Annotated in this window: 17 protein-coding genes and 1 pseudogene; 11 read left to right on the forward strand and 7 right to left on the reverse strand. The window is 71.6% G+C overall.

Annotation, left to right across the window (positions count from 1 at the left end):
- Positions 1-221: 221 nt before the first annotated feature.
- Both K7G59_RS04460 and K7G59_RS04465 read right to left on the reverse strand, forming a co-directional pair.
- The gene (locus K7G59_RS04460) at positions 222-1,034 is read right to left on the reverse strand and encodes a PaaX family transcriptional regulator C-terminal domain-containing protein (protein WP_225830493.1); all 813 of its coding nucleotides are present in this window, start codon (positions 1,032-1,034) and stop codon (positions 222-224) included.
- Positions 1,031-2,641 carry an AMP-binding protein gene (locus K7G59_RS04465; RefSeq protein WP_225830494.1) on the reverse strand — a complete coding sequence of 537 codons (1,611 nt, stop codon included), beginning with the start codon at positions 2,639-2,641 and terminating at the stop codon, positions 1,031-1,033. The genes K7G59_RS04460 and K7G59_RS04465 overlap by 4 nt, the downstream gene beginning before the upstream one ends.
- Positions 2,642-2,817: 176 nt before the next feature.
- Here K7G59_RS04465 and K7G59_RS04470 point away from each other — a divergent pair, with 176 nt between their 5' ends.
- Together K7G59_RS04470 and K7G59_RS04475 are read left to right on the forward strand one after the other, a co-directional pair.
- A complete protein-coding gene (locus K7G59_RS04470; RefSeq protein WP_225830495.1) occupies positions 2,818-3,960 on the forward strand; it encodes an acyl-CoA dehydrogenase family protein in 1,143 nt (380 codons plus the stop codon).
- A complete protein-coding gene (locus K7G59_RS04475) occupies positions 3,957-4,379 on the forward strand; it encodes a RidA family protein (protein ID WP_225830496.1) in 423 nt (140 codons plus the stop codon). Before K7G59_RS04470 ends, K7G59_RS04475 begins: the two co-directional genes overlap by 4 nt.
- Positions 4,380-4,498: 119 nt before the next feature.
- On the opposite strand, the gene K7G59_RS04480 is transcribed toward K7G59_RS04475, so the two are convergent.
- Positions 4,499-5,233: a GntR family transcriptional regulator gene (locus K7G59_RS04480; protein WP_225830497.1), complete on the reverse strand. Its 735-nt coding sequence runs from the start codon at positions 5,231-5,233 to the stop codon at positions 4,499-4,501.
- Between the two features lie 232 nt (positions 5,234-5,465).
- On the opposite strand from K7G59_RS04480, the gene K7G59_RS04485 reads away from it, so the two are divergent.
- From K7G59_RS04485 to K7G59_RS04510, 6 genes and pseudogenes are all read left to right on the forward strand, one after another.
- Entirely contained in the window at positions 5,466-6,749 is a 1,284-nt protein-coding gene (locus K7G59_RS04485) for an extracellular solute-binding protein (RefSeq protein ID WP_225830498.1), read from the forward strand.
- 59 nt (positions 6,750-6,808) lie between these two features.
- Positions 6,809-7,807 carry a carbohydrate ABC transporter permease gene (locus K7G59_RS04490; RefSeq protein WP_225830499.1) on the forward strand — a complete coding sequence of 333 codons (999 nt, stop codon included), beginning with the start codon at positions 6,809-6,811 and terminating at the stop codon, positions 7,805-7,807.
- A complete protein-coding gene (locus K7G59_RS04495; RefSeq protein ID WP_225830500.1) occupies positions 7,804-8,634 on the forward strand; it encodes a carbohydrate ABC transporter permease in 831 nt (276 codons plus the stop codon). The genes K7G59_RS04490 and K7G59_RS04495 overlap by 4 nt, the downstream gene beginning before the upstream one ends.
- 7 nt (positions 8,635-8,641) lie before the next feature.
- Complete coding sequence (locus K7G59_RS04500; protein WP_225830501.1) at positions 8,642-10,162, forward strand: glycoside hydrolase family 3 protein; 1,521 nt, start codon at positions 8,642-8,644, stop codon at positions 10,160-10,162.
- Positions 10,163-10,488: 326 nt separating this feature from the next.
- Positions 10,489-10,851 (forward strand): hypothetical protein, encoded by a 363-nt coding sequence (locus K7G59_RS04505; RefSeq protein WP_225830502.1) that lies wholly within the window; start codon positions 10,489-10,491, stop codon positions 10,849-10,851.
- Positions 10,848-11,507: pseudogene (locus K7G59_RS04510) on the forward strand (nucleotidyl transferase AbiEii/AbiGii toxin family protein). Before K7G59_RS04505 ends, K7G59_RS04510 begins: the two are co-directional and overlap by 4 nt.
- A 32-nt stretch (positions 11,508-11,539) precedes the next feature.
- Here the strand turns inward: K7G59_RS04510 and K7G59_RS04515 are convergent.
- Positions 11,540-11,992, reverse strand: a complete 453-nt coding sequence (locus K7G59_RS04515) for an ATP-binding protein (protein WP_225830503.1) — start codon at positions 11,990-11,992, stop codon at positions 11,540-11,542.
- A gap of 173 nt (positions 11,993-12,165) precedes the next feature.
- On the opposite strand from K7G59_RS04515, the gene K7G59_RS04520 reads away from it, so the two are divergent.
- Both K7G59_RS04520 and K7G59_RS04525 read left to right on the forward strand, forming a co-directional pair.
- Complete coding sequence (locus tag K7G59_RS04520; protein WP_225830504.1) at positions 12,166-13,071, forward strand: helix-turn-helix transcriptional regulator; 906 nt, start codon at positions 12,166-12,168, stop codon at positions 13,069-13,071.
- Positions 13,068-13,259, forward strand: a complete 192-nt coding sequence (locus tag K7G59_RS04525) for a DUF397 domain-containing protein (RefSeq protein ID WP_225830505.1) — start codon at positions 13,068-13,070, stop codon at positions 13,257-13,259. Before K7G59_RS04520 ends, K7G59_RS04525 begins: the two co-directional genes overlap by 4 nt.
- 88 nt (positions 13,260-13,347) lie before the next feature.
- Here K7G59_RS04525 and K7G59_RS04530 read toward each other — a convergent pair whose 3' ends face one another.
- The gene (locus K7G59_RS04530; protein WP_225830506.1) at positions 13,348-13,920 is read right to left on the reverse strand and encodes a hypothetical protein; all 573 of its coding nucleotides are present in this window, start codon (positions 13,918-13,920) and stop codon (positions 13,348-13,350) included.
- A 382-nt stretch (positions 13,921-14,302) separates the two neighbouring features.
- Here K7G59_RS04530 and K7G59_RS04535 point away from each other — a divergent pair, with 382 nt between their 5' ends.
- Positions 14,303-15,178: a PhzF family phenazine biosynthesis protein gene (locus tag K7G59_RS04535; protein WP_225830507.1), complete on the forward strand. Its 876-nt coding sequence runs from the start codon at positions 14,303-14,305 to the stop codon at positions 15,176-15,178.
- Positions 15,179-15,296: 118 nt separating this feature from the next.
- Here the strand turns inward: K7G59_RS04535 and K7G59_RS04540 are convergent, their stop codons facing one another.
- Both K7G59_RS04540 and K7G59_RS04545 read right to left on the reverse strand, forming a co-directional pair.
- Complete coding sequence (locus tag K7G59_RS04540) at positions 15,297-16,346, reverse strand: LacI family DNA-binding transcriptional regulator (RefSeq protein WP_225830508.1); 1,050 nt, start codon at positions 16,344-16,346, stop codon at positions 15,297-15,299.
- A 417-nt stretch (positions 16,347-16,763) separates the two neighbouring features.
- Complete coding sequence (locus K7G59_RS04545; RefSeq protein WP_225830509.1) at positions 16,764-17,684, reverse strand: LysR family transcriptional regulator; 921 nt, start codon at positions 17,682-17,684, stop codon at positions 16,764-16,766.
- Between the last annotated feature and the right edge of the window lie 60 nt (positions 17,685-17,744).

Consider the following 17,744-nt stretch of genomic DNA (forward strand, 5'->3'; position numbering starts at 1 on the left):
GACGGCTGCCCGCCGTGGCCCGCCTGGGCTCTGGGCACGGCGTGGCCATCCGGTTGCGGTGCCGGCGCCTGCCTGGCTGCCCGCTGCCTCCGCCGGGCACAGACGGACCGGCGTCCGGCGGAGCGCTCCGGTCGTCCGGACGACGGCTGCCCGCCGTGACCCGCGCGGGTGACGGGCACGGCGCGGCGATCCTGCTGCGCTGCCGGTGAAGGGCCGACCCCTCACACCCCGGCGAACCGCGCCCCCGCGTCCCGCAGCCGCTCGTGCAGCGCCCGGAACACCTCCGCCGAGCGGACTCCGGGCCAGTCGGCGGGCAGCAGGGCGGTGGGCAGGCCGGGGTCGGTGTAGGGAAGGTGGCGCCAGGAGTCCAGCGCGAGGAGGTAGTCGCGGTAGGCCTCCTCGGCCGGGGTGTCCTCCCGGTGCTGCCAGGAGTCCAGGACGGGCTCATGGGCGTCGAGGAAGTCCTCGTGTTCCTTGGCGATCGCGGCGAGGTCCCACCAGCGGGCGACCGCCTCGGCGGTGGGGGCGAAGCCCAGATGCTCGCCGCGGAAGAAGTCCACGTACGGGTCGAGACGCAGCCGGCACAGGGTGTGCCGGGTCTCCTCGTACAGTCGTGCCGGGGCGATCCACACCCCTGGGGCCGCCGTGCCGAAGCCCAGGCCCGCCAGCCGGGAGCGCAGCACATGCCGCTTCTGCCGCTCCGACTCGGGCACGGAGAAGACCGCGAGCACCCACCCCGCGTCCTCGCACGGCGCCGCGGCGTAGATGCGCCGGTCGCCGTCCTCCAGCAACTGCAGCGCCTCCGGCGACAGTTCGTACCCTGCGGCGCCGCTGTCGGTGCGGGCCGGCAGCAGCAGGCCGCGCCGTTTGAGCCGGGACACCGAGGAGCGGACGGACGGCGCGTCCACGCCGGCCGCGGCCAGGAGCCGGATCAGCTCGGCGACGGGTACCGGGCCGGGCATGAAGCGGCCGTACGCGCCGTAGAGCGTGACGATGAGGGACCTGGGGGCGTGCTGCTCGGACACGTTGATCATTTTAAGTCGTCGGTATCACTGCCGGTCACATCGCTGCGCAGCCGGAAACGCTGGAGCTTGCCGGTGGCGGTGCGCGGGAGCGCGTCGAGGAAGACGAACTCGCGCGGGCATTTGTAGGGCGCCAGCTCGCCCTTGAGGAAGGCGCGCAGCGCCGCCGGGTCGCGCCGGGCGCCGTCCCGGAGCACCGTGTAGGCCACGGCCACCTGACCGCGGGCCTCGTCCGGGCGGCCGACGACCGCCGTCTCGACCACGTCCGGGTGGCGCAGCAGCGCGTCCTCCACCTCCGGTCCGGCGATGTTGTACCCGGCCGAGATGATCATGTCGTCGGCGCGGGCCACATAGCGGAAGTAGCCGTCGGCATCGCGGACGTAGGTGTCGCCGGTGACGTTCCAGCCGCCCCGCACGTACTCGCGCTGCCGTGCGTCGGCGAGGTAGCGGCAGCCGACCGGCCCGCGCACGGCCAGCAGGCCGGGCTCCCCGTCGGGCACCGGCGCGCCGTCCGCGTCCTGGATCCGCGCCTGCCAGCCCGGCACCGGCACACCTGTGGTGCCCGGCCTGATGTGTTCGTCGGCGGCGGATATGAAGATGTGCAGCAGCTCGGTCGCGCCGATGCCGTTGATGACACGCAGGCCCGTGCGCTCGTGCCAGGCCCGCCAGGTGGCCGCGGGCAGGTTCTCCCCCGCCGACACACAGCGGCGCAGGGACGACAGGTCGTACCCGTCCAGCTCGTCCAGCATCGCTCGGTAGGCGGTCGGCGCGGTGAACAGGACCGAGACGCGGTGCTCGGCGACCGCGGGCAGCAGGTGCCGGGGACCGGCCTGTTCCAGGAGCAGGGCGCTGGCGCCGGCCCGCATCGGAAAGATCACCAGGCCGCCGAGCCCGAAGGTGAAACCCAGCGGGGGACTGCCGGCGAAGATGTCGTCCCTATGGGGGCGCAGCACATGTCTGGAGAAGGTGTCCGCTATCGCCAGTACATCCCGGTGGAAGTGCATGCACCCTTTCGGGTGCCCCGTGGTGCCGGAGGTGAACGCGATCAGCGCGACGTCGTCGGCGGCGGTGTCGACGGCTTCGAAGGGGGTGCCGGGTGCCGGGCGGCGCAGCAGGTCGTCCGGGGCCTCACCGCCGTAGGCCGTGATGCGCAGCCCCGGGACCTGAGCCTTCGCCAGGTCGTCCACCACCCGGACGTCGCACAGCGCGTGCCGCACCTGGGCGATCTCGCAGATCGTCGCCAGTTCGTGCGGGCGTTGCTGGGCGAGCACGGTGACCGCGACCGCGCCCGCCTTCAGCACGGCCAGCCAGCAGGCGGCCAGCCACGGGCCGGTGGGGCCGCGCAGCAGGACCCGGTTGCCGGGGACGACACCCAGGGAGCCGGTGAGGACGTGGGCCAGCCGGTCGACATGCCCGCGCAGCTCGCCGTACGTCCACACCGCCCTGCCGGGGGTGCGGAAGACCGGGCGGTCCGGGTCGGCGTGGCCGAGGAGTTCCTCGGCGCAGTTCAGCCGGTCGGGGTACCGCAGGTCCGGCAGGTCGAAGCGCAGCTCGGGCCACTCGTCCGGCGGCGGTAGGTGGTCGCGCGCGAAGGTGTCGACGTGGGCCGAGACGTGCATGGCGGTTCGCCCCCTTGCCGTGACAAGCGTCGAGACGGGCGTCCTGGTGAGCACGGGCGTCCTGGTGGGCTCGCCGTTCGAGCGTATCGTGTCGGTGACGGCAGTCAACTGTGCGCGATAACCTCGAGGGTGACGCGGAGGCGTCACGGTGACCCGCCCCGGAGGGATGGCCGACAGTGCCCGCATTCTCGCTGGAACCGGAACAGAGCGCCTGGTGTGCCGAACTGCGCACCCTGGCCGCAGAACGGCTCCGCCCGCTCGCCGACCAGGGAGAACCGGGCCGCGTCAACCGGGCCCTGCTCGCCGGACTCGGCCGACTGGGTCTGCTGGCCCGGCTGTTCACCTCGGGCGCGCTCGACCTGTGCCTGATGCGGGAGTCCCTCGCGCAGGGCTGCACCGAGGCCGAGACGGCGCTCGCCCTGCAGGGCCTGGGCGCCCATCCGGTGCACGCCCACGGCAGCGCCGCCCAGCGGGAGCGCTGGCTGCCCCGGGTCGCCGACGGCAGCGCCGTCGCCGCCTTCGCGCTGAGCGAGCCGGACGCCGGGTCGGACGCGGCCGCGCTGGCGCTCGCCGCCGAGCCGGACGGCAGCGGCTGGCGGCTCACCGGCGCCAAGCGGTGGATCTCCAACGCCCCCGAGGCCGACTTCTACACCGTCTTCGCGCGCACCACGCCCGGTGCCGGCGCCCGCGGCGTGACCGCCTTCCTCGTCCCCGCCGACCGGCCCGGACTCACCGGCCGCGCGCTGGAGATGCTCTGCCCGCACCCCATCGGTGCCCTCGACTTCGACGCCGTCCCGGTCACCGCCGACGACATGCTCGGCGAGGCCGACCGCGGCTTCGCCGTCGCCATGGGCACCCTCAACCTCTTCCGGCCCAGCGTCGGCGCCTTCGCGGTCGGCATGGCCCAGGCCGCGCTCACGGCGACGATCGCGCACACCCGCGAACGGCACGCGTTCGGCGGCCCGTTGATGGACCTCCAGGCCGTCTCCCACCAGGTCGCCGAGATGGCGCTGCGTACCGAGGCGGCCCGGCTGATGGTGTACGCGGCGGCGACCGCCTACGACACCGGCGCGCCCGGGGTCCCCGGGCGGGCGGCGATGGCCAAGCTGCTGGCCACCGAGACCGCGCAGTACGTCGTCGACACTGCCGTCCAGCTGCACGGCGCCCGCGCCCTGAGCCGCGGCCACCTTCTCGAACACCTCTACCGCGAGGTGCGTGCCCCGCGCATCTACGAAGGTGCGAGCGAGGTCCAACGGGGGATCATCGCCAAAGAGTTGTACACGTCGTACGCCACGACACCCGACCGGGAGGCCAGGTGACCACCGAGCGCGCCCATTCGCCCGAGCTGTCGCGCGTCAACCCGCCCGCCCTCTCGCGGCCCACCGGCTTCTCCCACGCCGTCGTCGCGACCGGCTCCCGGCTGGTGTTCCTGGCCGGCCAGACCGCCCTCGACGCCGACGGCAAGATCACCGGCGACACGCTGCCCGAGCAGTTCGAGCGGGCGCTCCGCAACCTGCTGGCCGCCCTGCGCGCGGCCGGCGGCACACCCGCCGACCTCGCCCGCGTCACCGTGTACGCCACCGACGTCGCCGACTACCGCGACTGTGCCCGTGAACTGGGCGGCGTCTGGCGTCGGCTGGCGGGGCGCGACTATCCGGCGATGGCGGTCGTGGAAGTCGTACGACTGTGGGACGAACAGGCCCTGGTGGAACTCGACGGCTTCGCCGTGCTGCCCTGACGGTCTGATCCGACGCGTCGGCGAGGGAGCGACGGTCACCCCCCCGGCTGCGGCCGGCCGGTACCGGTGGTGGCCCCTGCCCCGCGAGACGGGAGGCGCCCCGTGCCCGCCCGCCTGCTTCAGTCCCGGGCGGGGCGGCGCAGCGTGGCCACGAACTTGTAGCGCGAGCCCCGGTAGACCGCGCGCACCCACTCCACCGGCGTGCCCTCGGTGTCCCGTGAGTGCCGGGACAGCAGCAGCATCGGCAGCCCCACGTCGGTGGCGAGGAACTGGGCCTCGCGCGGGGTCGCCAGCGAGGTCTCGATGGTCTCGTCCGCCTCGGCGAGACGGACGCCGTACACCTCGGCGAGGGCCGTGTACAGCGAGGGGCAGGTCGCCAGCGAGCGGCGCAGGCCGGGGAAGCGGCGCGCGGACAGGTGGGTCGTCTCGATGGCCATGGGTGCGCCGCCGGCGAGCCGCAGCCGCTCGATGCGCAGGACGCGTTCGCCGACGCCGATACCGAGCAGGCCCGACAGCCGCCGGCCGGCCGGGATCTCCCCGATGTCCAGCACCCGCGAGGCGGGTGTGAGGCCCTGGGCCCGCATGTCCTCGGTGTGCGAGGTCAGCTGGAGGGTCCGGTACAGCTTGGGCTGGGAGACGAAGGTGCCCTTGCCCTGGATCCGGTCCAGGCGTCCTTCGCCGACGAGTTCCTGCAGCGCCTGCCGGACGGTGGTGCGCGAGGTGCCGAAGCGGACCGCGAGCAGACGTTCCGCGGGTACGGCCGCGCCGGGCTGCAGCGCCTCGGTGATCTGCAGGAGCTGCTGCTTGATCCGGTAGTACTTCGGCACGCGCGCGGTGCTGACGTCGGTGGTCATGCCTGCCTTCCTGGGTCGGCGAAAAGGGGCGAACGCGCTCCGGTGACTTTCTCGTAACGGCCGGGACCGGCTTGAGGAACCACCCTTGACACTCCAAAAGGTCTAGGCCAAGCTCCACCGTACTGGTCTACACCATTAGTGGCCAGGTCCCGAGCCCTACGTGCAACAGCGACGTGCGCAGGTCAACCGCCGAGGGCGTGGGGGGTCAGTGGCATCCCTTGAGGAGGGTGGCGTGAAGCGCAAGCTCGCAGCCGCGATCGTGATCGCAGGCATGATGGTCTCCGTCGCGGCGTGTGGCGGGGACGACAAGGGCAACGACAGCGGCAAGAACGCGGGGCCGGACAGCTTCAAGGGGCAGACGCTGACGGTCTGGACGATGGACGGCTCGGCGCCGCCGCAGTGGACCAAGGACGTCCGGGCCGCCTTCGAGAAGAAGACCGGCGCGAAGCTGAAGTTCGAGATCCAGAAGTGGGACGGGATCCAGCAGAAGATCACCACCGCCCTCTCGGAGTCCAACCCGCCGGACGTCATCGAGATCGGCAACACCCAGACCCCGGCCTACGCGGCCACCGGAGGTCTCGCCGAACTCGGCGACCTCAAGCGGCAGATCGGCGCCGACTGGACGCCGTCCGTCTCCCGGTCCTCCGTCTACGAGGGCAAGCAGTACGCCGCGCCCTGGTACTTCGCCAACCGCGTCGTCATCTACAACAAGAAGATCTGGGCCAAGGCCGGCATCAAGGGCACCCCGAAGACCCGCGACGAGTTCTTCAAGGACCTCGACACCATCGGCAAGAAGACCGACGCCGAGCCGCTCTACCTGCCCGGCCAGAACTGGTACTTCTTCGACGGCCTGACCGTCGGCCAGGGCGCCGACCTGGTGAAGAAGGACGGCGACAGGTACGTCTCCAACCTCGCCGACCCCAAGGTCTCCGCGGCCATGGAGATCTACAAGAAGTACGCCTCCTACTCCAAGGCCCCGAAGGACAAGGACGAGGCCACCCCGCAGCAGGCGACGGTCTTCGCCAAGGGGAAGACCGGCGCGTTCATCGGCATGGGCTGGGAGGCCGCCACCGCCGTCCAGGCCAACAAGGCCATCGAGAAGGACCTCGGCTACTTCACCATCCCGGGCGCCACCGCCGACAAGCCCGAGGGCGTCTTCCTCGGCGGCTCCAACCTCGCCGTCGCCCAGGGCAGCGAGAAGCAGGCCCTCGCCGAGGAGTTCCTGAAGATCGCCCTGTCCGACCGGTTCGAGGGAGAACTGGCCGAGCTCAGCGGCAACGTCCCGAACAAGAAGTCCCTGGAGACCAGCCTCAAGGGCAACGCCGCCGCCGAGGCCGCGGCCCCCGGCGCCGCGGTCGGCGGCACGACCCCGCTGATCCCCGAGTGGGCCGCGGTGGAGAACACCCCGAACCCGATCAAGTCCTACATGACCGCTGTCCTGAACGGTAAGTCCCCGGCGGACGCGGCGAAGCAGGTCGAGGGCGAGATCAACAAGCGCCTGGCCCAGCAGAACTGATGACCCGCGCCGGGGGTGCCGGACCACGGCACCCCCGGCCACGGAAGAGACGGCAACTCATGTCAGTGCAGACCGAAGGCACGGACACGGCCGGGGCGCCCGCTGTCCGCAAGACCCGGGTACCGGCGTCAGGAAGAGGTGAGGACGCCGTGTCCAGGGCCTCGGCCGGCCGCCGCCCCGCCGCCCCCTACCTGCTCCTGCTGCCCGCGCTGCTGGCCACCCTGATCCTGCTCGGCTGGCCGCTGGTGAAGAACGGCATGCTGTCGCTGCAGAACCTCAACCCGCGCCAGCTCATCCAGCACCTCACCGAGTGGAACGGCGTCGACAACTACAAAGAGGTCCTGACCGGTTCGGACTTCTGGAAGGTCGTCGAGCGCTCGGTGTTCTTCACCGCCGCCAACGTGGTCCTGATCATGCTGCTCGGCACCCTGACCGGCCTGCTGCTGGCCCGCCTCGGCAAGAAGATGCGGCTGCTGCTCCTGCTGGGCCTCGTCCTCGCCTGGGCCATGCCCGTCATCGCGGCCACCACCGTCTACCAGTGGCTGTTCGCCCAGCGCTTCGGCGTCGTCAACTGGGCACTGGACAGGCTCGGCTGGCACTCCATGGCCGACCACAACTGGCTCGCCACCCAGTTCTCCACCTTCTCGGTGATCACCCTGCTGATCGTCTGGCAGTCGATCCCCTTCGTGGCGATCAACCTGTACGCGGCCACCACCACGATCCCCAGGGAGCTGTACGAGGCCGCCTCGCTCGACGGCGCAGGCGCCTGGAAGAGCTTCACCTCGGTGACCCTGCCCTTCCTGCGGCCCTTCCTGTACGCCACGACCTTCCTCGAGGTCATCTGGGTCTTCAAGGCGTTCCCGCAGGTCTTCGCGCTGAACGAGGGCGGCCCCGACCGCCTCACCGAGACCCTGCCGGTCTACGCCTACGTCGAGGGCGTCGGCAACCAGCACTTCGGCGTCGGCGCGGCGATCTCGTTCCTGACCATCCTGGTCCTGCTCGTCATCACCTCGTACTACCTGCGCATGGTGCTCAAGCAAGAGGAGGACGAGCTGTGAAGCGCTCACTCTTCGGACGTATCTGGCCGGGCGCGACCGCCGTCGTCCTCTTCGCCGGCTTCGCGTTCCCCGTCTACTGGATGATCGCCACGGCCTTCAAGCCCACCGGCGACATCGTCACCGACAATCCCGTCTGGTTCCCCACCGACGTCACTCTCAGCCACTTCAAGAAGGCGGTCGACGCCGACCACTTCTGGACCCTGGTCGCCAACTCCGTCACCGTCACCGTCTGTTCGGTGCTGCTGTCCCTCGTCATCGCCCTGTTCGCCGCCTTTGCCCTGGCCCGGATGCGGTTCCGGGGCCGGCGCGGCTTCATCGTGACCTTCATGCTGGCGCAGATGGCGCCCTGGGAAGTCATGATCATCGCCATCTACATGCTGGTCCGCGACAACGACATGCTCGACAGCCTGGTCCCGCTCACCGTCTTCTACACGATGATGGTCCTGCCCCTGACCATCCTGACGCTGCGCGGCTACGTGGCCGCAGTGCCGAAGGAACTGGAGGAGTCCGCGATGGTCGACGGGTGCACCCGCACCCAGGCCTTCGTCAAGGTGATCTTCCCGCTGCTGGCGCCCGGCCTGATGGCCACCTCGCTGTTCGGCTTCATCACCGCCTGGAACGAGTTCCCGCTCGTCCTGATCCTCAACAAGGACATCGAGAAGCAGACCCTGCCGCTGTGGCTCTCCCAGTTCCAGACCGCCTTCGGCGACGACTGGGGCGCCACGATGGCCGCCTCGTCCCTGTTCGCACTGCCCATCCTGATCCTGTTCATCTTCCTGCAACGCAGGGCGGTCAGCGGTCTGACCGACGGCGCCGTGAAGGGATGACGTCTCCATGACAGCACCGACAACACTCGCCACCACCGCATCCGACAGCGGCTCCGCCGCGGGCGACACCCTCACCCGCGACGCCCTCGCGGTGCTGCAGCCGGGATTCGACGGCACCACCGCCCCCGACTGGGTGCGCCGCCGTCTCGGCGAAGGGCTCGCCTCCGTCGCCCTGTTCGGCCGGAACGTCGTCACCGAGGAGCAGGTCACCGCGCTGACGGCCCAGTTGCGCGCCGAACGCGAGGACCTGCTGGTGGCCATCGACGAGGAGAGCGGCGACGTCACCCGCCTGGAGGTGCGCACCGGCTCCTCCTTCCCCGGCAGCCACGCCCTCGGCGCCGTCGACGACCCCGGCCTCACCCGGGGCGTGGCCCGCGAGCTGGGCCGGCGCCTCGCCGCCTGCGGTGTCAACTTCGACTGGGCGCCCTCCGCCGACGTCAACGCCAACCCCGACAACCCCGTCATCGGGGTCCGCTCCTTCGGCGCGGGCACCGAGCTGGTGGCCCGGCACACCGCCGCCTGGATCGAGGGCCTGCAGTCCACCGGCGTCGCCGCCTGCACCAAGCACTTCCCGGGCCACGGCGACACGGGCGTCGACTCCCACCACGCCCTCCCGCGCATCGACGTCGACGCGGACACCCTGCACGCCCGCGAACTGGCCCCCTTCCGTGCCGCCATCGAGGCCGGCACCCGAGCGGTCATGAGCGCGCACATCCTCGTACCCGCCCTCGACCCGGACCGCCCCGGCACCCTCTCCCGCCGGGTGCTCACCGAACTGCTGCGCGGCGAACTCGGCTACCAGGGCCTGATCGTCACCGACGGCATGGAGATGCGCGCCGTCTCCGCCGCCTACGGCCTGGAGCGCGGCGCGGTCCTCGCGATCGCGGCCGGCGCCGATGCCATCTGCGTGGGCGGCGGCCTGTGCGACGAGGCCACGGTCCTCGGGCTCCGGGACGCGCTCGTGACCGCCGTACGCACCGGCGATCTGCCCGAGGAACGGCTGGCCGACGCCGCCGCCCGGGTGCGCGGCCTCGCCGCCTGGACCGCCGCGGCCCGCACCGCCACCGGGACGGTGCCCCCCGAGCCGGAGATCGGCCTGACGGCGGCCCGCCGCGCCCTGCGGGTCACCCGCACCGCAGCCGCCGAGCCGGTCGACGGGCCGGTGTACGTCGCCCGGTTCGACCCGGCACCCAACATCGCCGTCGGCGCCGAGACCCCGTGGGGCGTGGCCGCCGAGCTGCAGCGACTGCTGCCCGGCACCACCGCGGGTTCCTTCACCGGGGCCCGGGCGGGCGCCGCGGCCCTGGCGGCGGCGGACGGCCGCCGGATCGTCGCCGTCGTCCGCGACGAACACCGCCACGACTGGATGCGCGCCGCCCTCGACACCCTGCTCGCCGCCCGCCCCGACACGATCGTGGTCGAAATGGGCCTGCCCCAGGCCCCGCCGCGCGGCGCCCTGCACATCGCCACCCACGGCGCGGCCCGCGTGTGCGGTACCGCTGCCGCGGAGGCCGTCCTCACCGGCTGACCCGGCACCCCCCGGCCGGCCGCCCGCCTCACCGTGCGGGCGGCCGGCCGTATGCGGGGTATCCGCGTCCAGACGCGACGGGTGGTCGACGACGACGTTGCCGTCGGGGCCCCGGCCCACTTCTTCCGTTCCCCGCCCCGGTCACGCTTCGCCGACCGGTGCTGTCAGCACCGCGCGGACCGTCTTGCCGCTGGGCGGGTAGGGGACGGTGTCCCAGTGGTCGGCCAGCGGGCGACGGCCCCCGGCCGGGTCGCGCCCGCAGGGGCAGAGCAGGCCGGGAGCCGGAATCCGCCATGCCGCCGCCTCCTACCGGCGATACTGGACGCATGGACGCGACGACCACCGCCCCCCGCGCCGAGGTGTTGAGGGACCGCTACCGCAGCCGGCTGCCCGAGCGCCTGCAGGAGCTGGTCGGCCCCGTCGAGGGCACCGTCGAGCTGCCGCTGCACATCGTCTGGTCCGGGCGGACGGGCTACAGTCTGGACCGCCCGAAGTCCCGCATGACGCTCTACCGGACGGTTCTTGCCGAGGGCCTGCGCGAGGACCTGGCGGCATTCCTTCACCACCGGCTGCTGGCCGAGCAGTGGCCCGTTCTCCGCCGCCTGGTGAGCCCCTACGTCCGCGAGGTCTGGGAGGACGCCTTCCCCGAACTGACCCGCACCGCTCCGGCCGACACGACCACCGCGTGAAACTCACCCCGCTCCACGAGCGTCTCCTCGCCGACATCCTCGACCTCGGCTCCCCCTATCCCCTGGTCCTCACCGGCGGATACGCCGTGCAGGCCCATGGCCTGGTCGAACGCTTCAGCCGCGACCTCGACGTCGCCACGGAGAACCCTGCCCCGATGGAGGAGATCGTCGCCTCTCTCACCACCGGCCTCGCCGCGCGCGGCTGGCGGACCACGCACGTCCAGACCGACCCGCTCAGCGGTCGGTTCCTCGTCACCGACCCGGACACGGGCGAGGAGTGAGAGGTCGACGTCCTCAAGGAGGCGTTCTGGGCCCCGCCTGCCCAGACTCCCTACGGCCCTGTCCTCTCCCTCGACGACGTGATCGGTACCAAGGTCCGCGCACTTGCCGAGCGCGGCACCGTCCGCGACCTCATCGACGTCCGGGCGGCCTCCCGCCACCGCTCCACCGCCGACCTCGAATCCCTCGGCCGCCGCCGCGCCCCCGAGGAGTTCAGTCTCGAGGACCTCCGCGACCGACTCACCGGCGCGGACTGGTACGAGGACGAGGACTACGCCGCGTACGGGCTCGCCTCCCGGCAGATCGAGGAGCTCAAGACGTGGGCGCTGGAGTGGGCGGAGGACCTGGGGGCACGCATCCACGACGAGAACGCCTGACACCGAGCCGTAACCCCCTCCGCGCGGTCTGATCACACGCCGGCCGGTGGTGTCCGGAGCTCGGCCCGGACGGTCTTGCCGCTGGGCGGGTAGGGGACGGTGTCCCAGTGGTCGGCCAGAGCGGCGACGAGCGCCAGGCCGCGCCCGCCGGGGCGGAGCGGGTCGGATTCGGCGCCCGCCGGAAGAGGCCACGGGTAGACGTCCCCGCGGGCGTCGCTGACCTCCACGCGCAGGCGGCCGGCCCCCGGGGCGAAGACGAGCGTCAGCCGGAAACAGCGGCCCGGCACGCGGCCGTGGAAGACGGCGTTGGCGGCAAGCTCCGCAACGACGATCTCGGCACGCTCCGTGAGGCTCTGTGGAGCGCCCCAGGACCGCAGCTCTGCGACGCCGAGGAGTCGGGCGAGCCGGGCGCCGCGCCGCGTGGAGGACAGCAGCTGCGTGAATGTGCAGGTGTGAGGGCTTAGTTGGGGAGACGCTTGGTTCATGGGGCCAGCGTGGCGGCCGGATGCCGGTGGTTGCGAGCGTGGCACCCCGTACGCGGAGTGAGCGTACGGGCACATGGGGTGGACAGTACGCCGGGGATTCCGTCACGCTGAGTTGTGAGTGGCGGGGCGGCGTACGGGGCTGTCGCGGTGCGGTACGAAGAGAGGGGCGGCGTATGGGCAACGTCGATGGGGACGCGGCCGGGGCCGAGCGCGAAGCCGGAGATGCCGGCGCAGACGTCCGGGCGGCTCCGGCGGGGGAGTGGGAGCGGGAGCCCCATCCGTCGGACAGTCTGCGCACGTTCGGCGCGGTCGTCCAGGCCCTGCGCGAACACGCGGGGCTCAGCCGCGCCGAGCTGGCCGCCCTGGTCCAGTACTCCAAACACACCGTGGAGTCGGTGGAGTTGGGCCGCCGGATGCCGGACGAGGCGTTCGTGGAGCGCGCGGAGCAAGCCCTCGGCAACACCGGTGCGCTGCGGAAGGCCGCCCGCCATCTCACCCGGGGGGAGGCGGGCCTCGCGGCGTGGTTCCGGCGGTGGGCGCGGCTGGAGCGGGAAGCGGTGAGCCTGTGCACGTACGAGTGCCGGCTGGTGCCGGGGTTGCTGCAGTCGCAGGCGTATGCGCGGGCGGTGTTCGAGGGCACGATCCCGCTGCGGACCGACGCGGAGATGGAAGTGCAGCTCGCCGCCAGGATGGAACGGCAGAAGATGATGCGGGAGCGGCCGACCGTGCCGTTCAGCTTCATCGTCGAGGAGCACGTGTTCCGGCGGCGGTTCGGGGGCGCGGAGGCGATGCGTGAGCTGCTGGACCATGTCCTGGAGCGGAGTGCTCCGCGGAATGTGACGCTTCAGGTGGTGCCGTTGGAATCCGGGCTTCACGCGTGCCTGGATGGGCCGATGCGGATCCTGGAAACTCCTGCGGGACAGCGGCTCGGGTACTCCGAGGGCCAGAAGAACGGGCGGCTGATCTCCGACCCGAAACAGGTGAGTGCACTCTGCCAGCGCTATGAAACACTGCGCTCGCAGGCCCTGAGCCCCGACGAATCCCGGGCCCTGCTGGAGCGACTGCGAGGAGAGCTATGAGCAGCGGTACGACGGAACTCGCCTGGTTCAAGTCCAGCTACAGCGGCAGTGAGGGCGACGACTGCGTGGAGGTGGCGATCGCCGAACAGGCCGTCCACGTAAGGGACTCCAAGGACCTGACCCGCCCGGCCTTCGCGGTGGGCCGCGAAGGCTGGGGACAGTTCGTGCGGTTCGCGTCGGAGTGCTGAGGAGGCAGTGATCGCACCCGGTCGGGCCGTGACATGAGAAGGACCGCACGGCCCAGGTGAGTTGAGAGGCTGATCTGGGCCAGTGCGATCAGGCGGTGCGCCCCCGCACACGGCGGATCGGCCGCACGATCAGCCACAGCACCGATCCGACCAGGATGAGCAGGCCGGCGACCAGCAACGCGGCGCCGATCCAGAGCAGCCCCGCGATCTTCACGCCCACGGTCACATGACCGGCGAGCCTGCGCGACCCGTCGGGCTTCATGGCGACCGCCGCCACCTCGCCCGGCTGCACGGTCCACTTCAGTGTCTGGGCACCCTTTCCGCTGGCCTTGGCCATCCATACGTCGGCCTGATCCGGCAGCGTCCTGGGCGCGCCGCCCGGGTGCACGGTCTGGCGGTCGCCCTTGGAGTCCGAGTCGTGGATGGTGGTGTACTGGACGCCGTCCAGGTACTGGCGGAGCCTGGCCTCGTCGGTGACGCCGATGAACACCGTGTCGGCACTGTTGTCGGGCTTGAAGGTGATCCGGAGGCCTTCCTGCAGGCCCGCCATCGCTTTGTCGGGATTCCAGCTGTCGGTGGCCATGGCGTAGGTGTCGGTGCGGTGCGCGTACCGGCCGGTGCCCACGTCGATGTAGCCGTCGTCCTGGGTGGCCATGGCCATGGCAGTGCCACCCAGGCCGGCGAGTGTCAGGGCCACAAGGGACAGGACTGTCCCGACCACGACGGCAACGACCCGCCCCCTCGTCCAGCCGGCGGACCTGCCGCGTGAGTTCGTCTCTTCTGGTGAAGCACCGGCACCCTGGTAGGTCACAGAACCCTCCTCGATCTTGTCGCCCAAGTGTCGGACGTCGGGAGCACTTTGCATAGAAGAGCGATGCAGGACGACGCACAGATCCCCGCTTCCCCCGTTCGGCCCGCTCGATGGACGGCAGTCGGGTGAAGACCCTTTGGCCTCAGAGGCCGTCGGCAAGCTGCTGCGGCTCCTGCGGTGCGGCTGCCCCTACGGAACGGAATAGCCGCGGGCCGGCCCCGGTTGCCGTGACATGACGACTCATGCGCCGCGGCCCGAGGTGCTGCGATACACCGCCTTCTCCAGCACCCCCGACGGCGGAAACCCCGCCGGCGTTGTCCTGGACGCCACCGCCCTGGACGACAGCGACATGCTGGCCATCGCCGCCGACCTCGGATACTCGGAGTCCGCGTTCCTGTCCGCGCCCCCGGAGGGCCTCGGCGGCGAGGAGGGACAGGCGTACACCATCCGCTACTTCAGCCCCAAGGCCGAGGTGCCGTTCTGCGGGCACGCCACCGTCGCGACCGCCGTCGCGCTCGCCGAGCGGACAGGCCCGGGGAAGCTGGTGTTCGCGACGCGCGCCGGCACCGTGCCGGTGGAGGTGACCGAGGCGGGCGGGACGCTCAGGGCCACACTCACCAGTGTCGAGCCGCACATCGAGGAGATCGCCGACGCCGACCTCGGGGAGGCGCTCGCCGCGCTCGGCTGGCCCGCCGCCGATCTCGACCCGGCCTTCCCGCCCCGTATCGCGTTCGCCGGCGCCCGCCACCTCGTTCTCGCGGCGGCGACGCGCGAGCGCCTCGCGGATCTCGCATACGACTTCGCGCGCCTCGAAGCCCTGATGCACCGCTTGGACCTGACCACGGTCCAGTTGGTGTGGCGGGAGTCGGCCACCGTGTTCCACGTCCGTGACCCGTTCCCCGTCGGCGGCGTCGTCGAGGACCCGGCAACCGGCGCCGCTGCTGCCGCGTTCGGCGCGTACGCCCGTGAGTTCGCCCTGGTCCCCGAGGAAGCCGCTCTCACCTTGCACCAGGGTGAGGACCTGGGCCGCCCCGGCGAGCTCACGGTGACGCTGCGCGCGGGTGACCCGCGCGTCCGTGTCAGCGGCGCAGGAACTCGCATCAGCTGAGAGCCCGCGCAGGTGGGCGGGCCGGACAGCTCGTGCGGCGGTTTCCCGGCCCACCCAGTTGCGCCACGTGGACTCCTGTCCGTGGCGAAGGCCGGTCAGACGACCTGGAAGGGCCTGCTCACGCCGTAGCGCGTCGGACCAGGCGGGTCGGGATGACCAGGGAGGACGGCGGGCGGCCGGCGCTGTCCCCCTCCGCCCGCCGGTCGAGGCTGCGCAGCAGCAGCCGTACCATCAGCCGGCCCATCTCCTCGATGTCCTGGCGGACGGTGGTCAGCGGCGGGTCGGTCAGCTCGGCCACGTTGGCCATGTCGTCGAAGCCGACGACCGCCACGTCCTGCGGCACTCGGCGTCCGCGCTCCCGCAGGACGCGCAGGGCACCCGAGGCCATCAGGTCGGAGGCGACGAAGACGGCGTCCAGGTCGGGGGCGCGGTCCAGCAGCGTGGCCATCGCCTGTGCGCCGCCTGCCTCGGTGAAGTCGCCTTCGACGATGAGCCGGGGGTCGGCGTCCATGAGCATGTCGTGGTAGCCGTCGAGCCGGTCGACGGAGGCCGTCTGGTCCATCGGCCCGGTGATGGTCGCGATGTGGCCGCGTCCCAGCGAGATGAGATGGCGCACGGCCTCGCGAGCGCCACCGCGGTTGTCCGAGTCGACGTACAAGAGGCTGCGGTCCGATTCCGCTCCCGGCCACCCGGGACGGCCGCCGAAGACGGTCGGAATCCCCAGTCGGCGCGTGATGTCCGGCAGGGGATCCTCGTTGTGCAGGGAGAACAGCACGGCGCCGTCGACGTGACCCCCGGCGAGGTAGCGGCCCACCCTGTCGTAGTCGGCCGCCCCCTCCGTCAGCAGCAGGACCAGCTGGTGGTCGTTGCCGGCCAGCTCCCGGCTGATACCGAGGAGCTGCTGGGCGAAGAAGGGGTTGGTGAAGACCTTGGTCTCCGGCTCCGCGGCGATGACGGCGATCGCCCCGGTGCGCCGGGTGACCAGGGTGCGGGCCGCTTGGTTCGGCACGTACCCCAGTTCCTCGACGGCGCGGCGGACCTTCTCCACCAGAGCCTCGCGCACCCCGCTGCCCCCGTTGACGACCCGGGAGACGGTGGCCCGGGAGACACCGGCCCGTTCGGCGACGGCTTCCAGAGTGGGGCGGCGCGCGGAGGTCTGGTCGGACAAGGAACGCTCCTCTCGGGGACGGGAACAGCGTAGCTTCCCGGTGACCGGATGCGAGCGCGTGGGAAGAGAGCGCTCTCATGGCTGTGCGGCGGTGCAGACGGTGTCGCACGCGCAGGCCGCGTGACGGAACATCAATTCCCTTGCCGAGTAGGGGTCGAGAGGCGATACGTACGTGGCTGAGGGGAGGCGTTCGCCAACCGCGCGAAGTGTTGACAGGTGCGGAAGCTGTCCCTGGCCTCCCCCGTTTTGAGAGCGCTCTCACAGAGAGCCGTGAGGGTGCGGAGCACCGGTGACGGCAGCTGCGACCGGGTGGAGACCTGCCGGTACTTCGCGACGGACCCGGTGGCGGGCTGGGAGCACCCTGCCCTACAAGTAGCCGACACAGCTGAGGGCCTGGACCCCCTGGCGTTCAGGCCCTCAGATGTGTCCCGCGTCCGGCCGCGCCCGGGCCTGATCGGCGAGCATCCGTTCCAGGACCAGCAACGCTTCCGGGGCGTGCCGCGTATCAAGACGAACGGTGTAGATGAATCGGTTCAGTTCCGGGTTCGCCAAGGGCCGGGCGACGACCTCGGTCATGTTCCGGGGGAGGGCCATCCTGGGCAGTACCGCCACGCACAGACCCGCGGCGACGAACCCCAGGACGGTGTTGAAGTCGTCGCCCTCGTACTCCAGGCGCGCCTCGAAGCGCGAGGTCTTGGCCATCTGGGCCAGGAGGTCCAGCCGGAGGGCGGCTTCCGGAGCGGCGATCCAGGTCTCCGAGGCCAGGTCGGCCAGGTCGATGACCTGCCGGCCGGCCAGCGGGTGTCCGGCAGGCAGCACCGCCATCACCGGGTCGTGCGCCACCAGAGTGCGGCGCAGGGACCGGGGCGGTGGCAGGGGGATGAAGTCGTAGTCGTAGGTCAGTGCCAGGTCCATGTCCCCGCGTTTGACCCGGTTGTGGCTGGCCTCCGGTTCCAGCTGCGAGAGACTGACCTGGACGTCCGGGTAAGCGGTGTGCAACTGTGCCAGTGCGTTGGGGACGAGGCCGCCGGCAGCGGACGCGAACGCGCCGAGCCGGATCCGCCCGGAGGTGCCGGCGCGCATGGCGTCGAGCTCGGTGGACGCCGCCGCCAGAGCCGAGCGTACGCCCTGTTCGGCGTCGAGGAGGACCTGGCCGGCCGGTGTCACCCGCACCGGACGACGCTCCAGCAGCCGCAGCCCGGCGCGGCGTTCCAGCTCCGCTACCTGCTGTGACACCGCGGGTGCACTGTAGCCCAGCTCCCGCGCGGCGGCGCTGAAGGACCCGTGGCGCACCACGGCTTCGAGGGTGGCGAGCAGCCGGGGGTCGAGCGTTTGCATGGAGTTAAGCCTCGCTTATCTACCGCGAAGAAATCATTTCTTGTGCTTAAGGGTGCACGG

Origin of the sequence: Streptomyces sp. NK08204 (genome assembly GCF_020400585.1) — a bacterium.
GTDB lineage: Bacteria > Actinomycetota > Actinomycetes > Streptomycetales > Streptomycetaceae > Streptomyces.

Bases quoted from the DNA above. Each gene is read 5' to 3' on its own strand.
- K7G59_RS04460 (WP_225830493.1), bottom strand. From the start codon at position 1,034: ATGATCAACGTGTCCGAGCAGCACGCCCCCAGGTCCCTCATCGTCACG.
- K7G59_RS04465 (WP_225830494.1), bottom strand. From the start codon at position 2,641: ATGCACGTCTCGGCCCACGTCGACACCTTCGCGCGCGACCACCTACCG.
- K7G59_RS04480 (WP_225830497.1), bottom strand. From the start codon at position 5,233: ATGACCACCGACGTCAGCACCGCGCGCGTGCCGAAGTACTACCGGATC.
- K7G59_RS04490 (WP_225830499.1), top strand. From the start codon at position 6,809: ATGTCAGTGCAGACCGAAGGCACGGACACGGCCGGGGCGCCCGCTGTC.
- K7G59_RS04500 (WP_225830501.1), top strand. From the start codon at position 8,642: ATGACAGCACCGACAACACTCGCCACCACCGCATCCGACAGCGGCTCC.
- K7G59_RS04505 (WP_225830502.1), top strand. From the start codon at position 10,489: ATGGACGCGACGACCACCGCCCCCCGCGCCGAGGTGTTGAGGGACCGC.
- K7G59_RS04515 (WP_225830503.1), bottom strand. From the start codon at position 11,992: ATGAACCAAGCGTCTCCCCAACTAAGCCCTCACACCTGCACATTCACG.
- K7G59_RS04520 (WP_225830504.1), top strand. From the start codon at position 12,166: ATGGGCAACGTCGATGGGGACGCGGCCGGGGCCGAGCGCGAAGCCGGA.
- K7G59_RS04525 (WP_225830505.1), top strand. From the start codon at position 13,068: ATGAGCAGCGGTACGACGGAACTCGCCTGGTTCAAGTCCAGCTACAGC.
- K7G59_RS04530 (WP_225830506.1), bottom strand. From the start codon at position 13,920: ATGGCCATGGCCACCCAGGACGACGGCTACATCGACGTGGGCACCGGC.
- K7G59_RS04535 (WP_225830507.1), top strand. From the start codon at position 14,303: ATGACGACTCATGCGCCGCGGCCCGAGGTGCTGCGATACACCGCCTTC.
- K7G59_RS04545 (WP_225830509.1), bottom strand. From the start codon at position 17,684: ATGCAAACGCTCGACCCCCGGCTGCTCGCCACCCTCGAAGCCGTGGTG.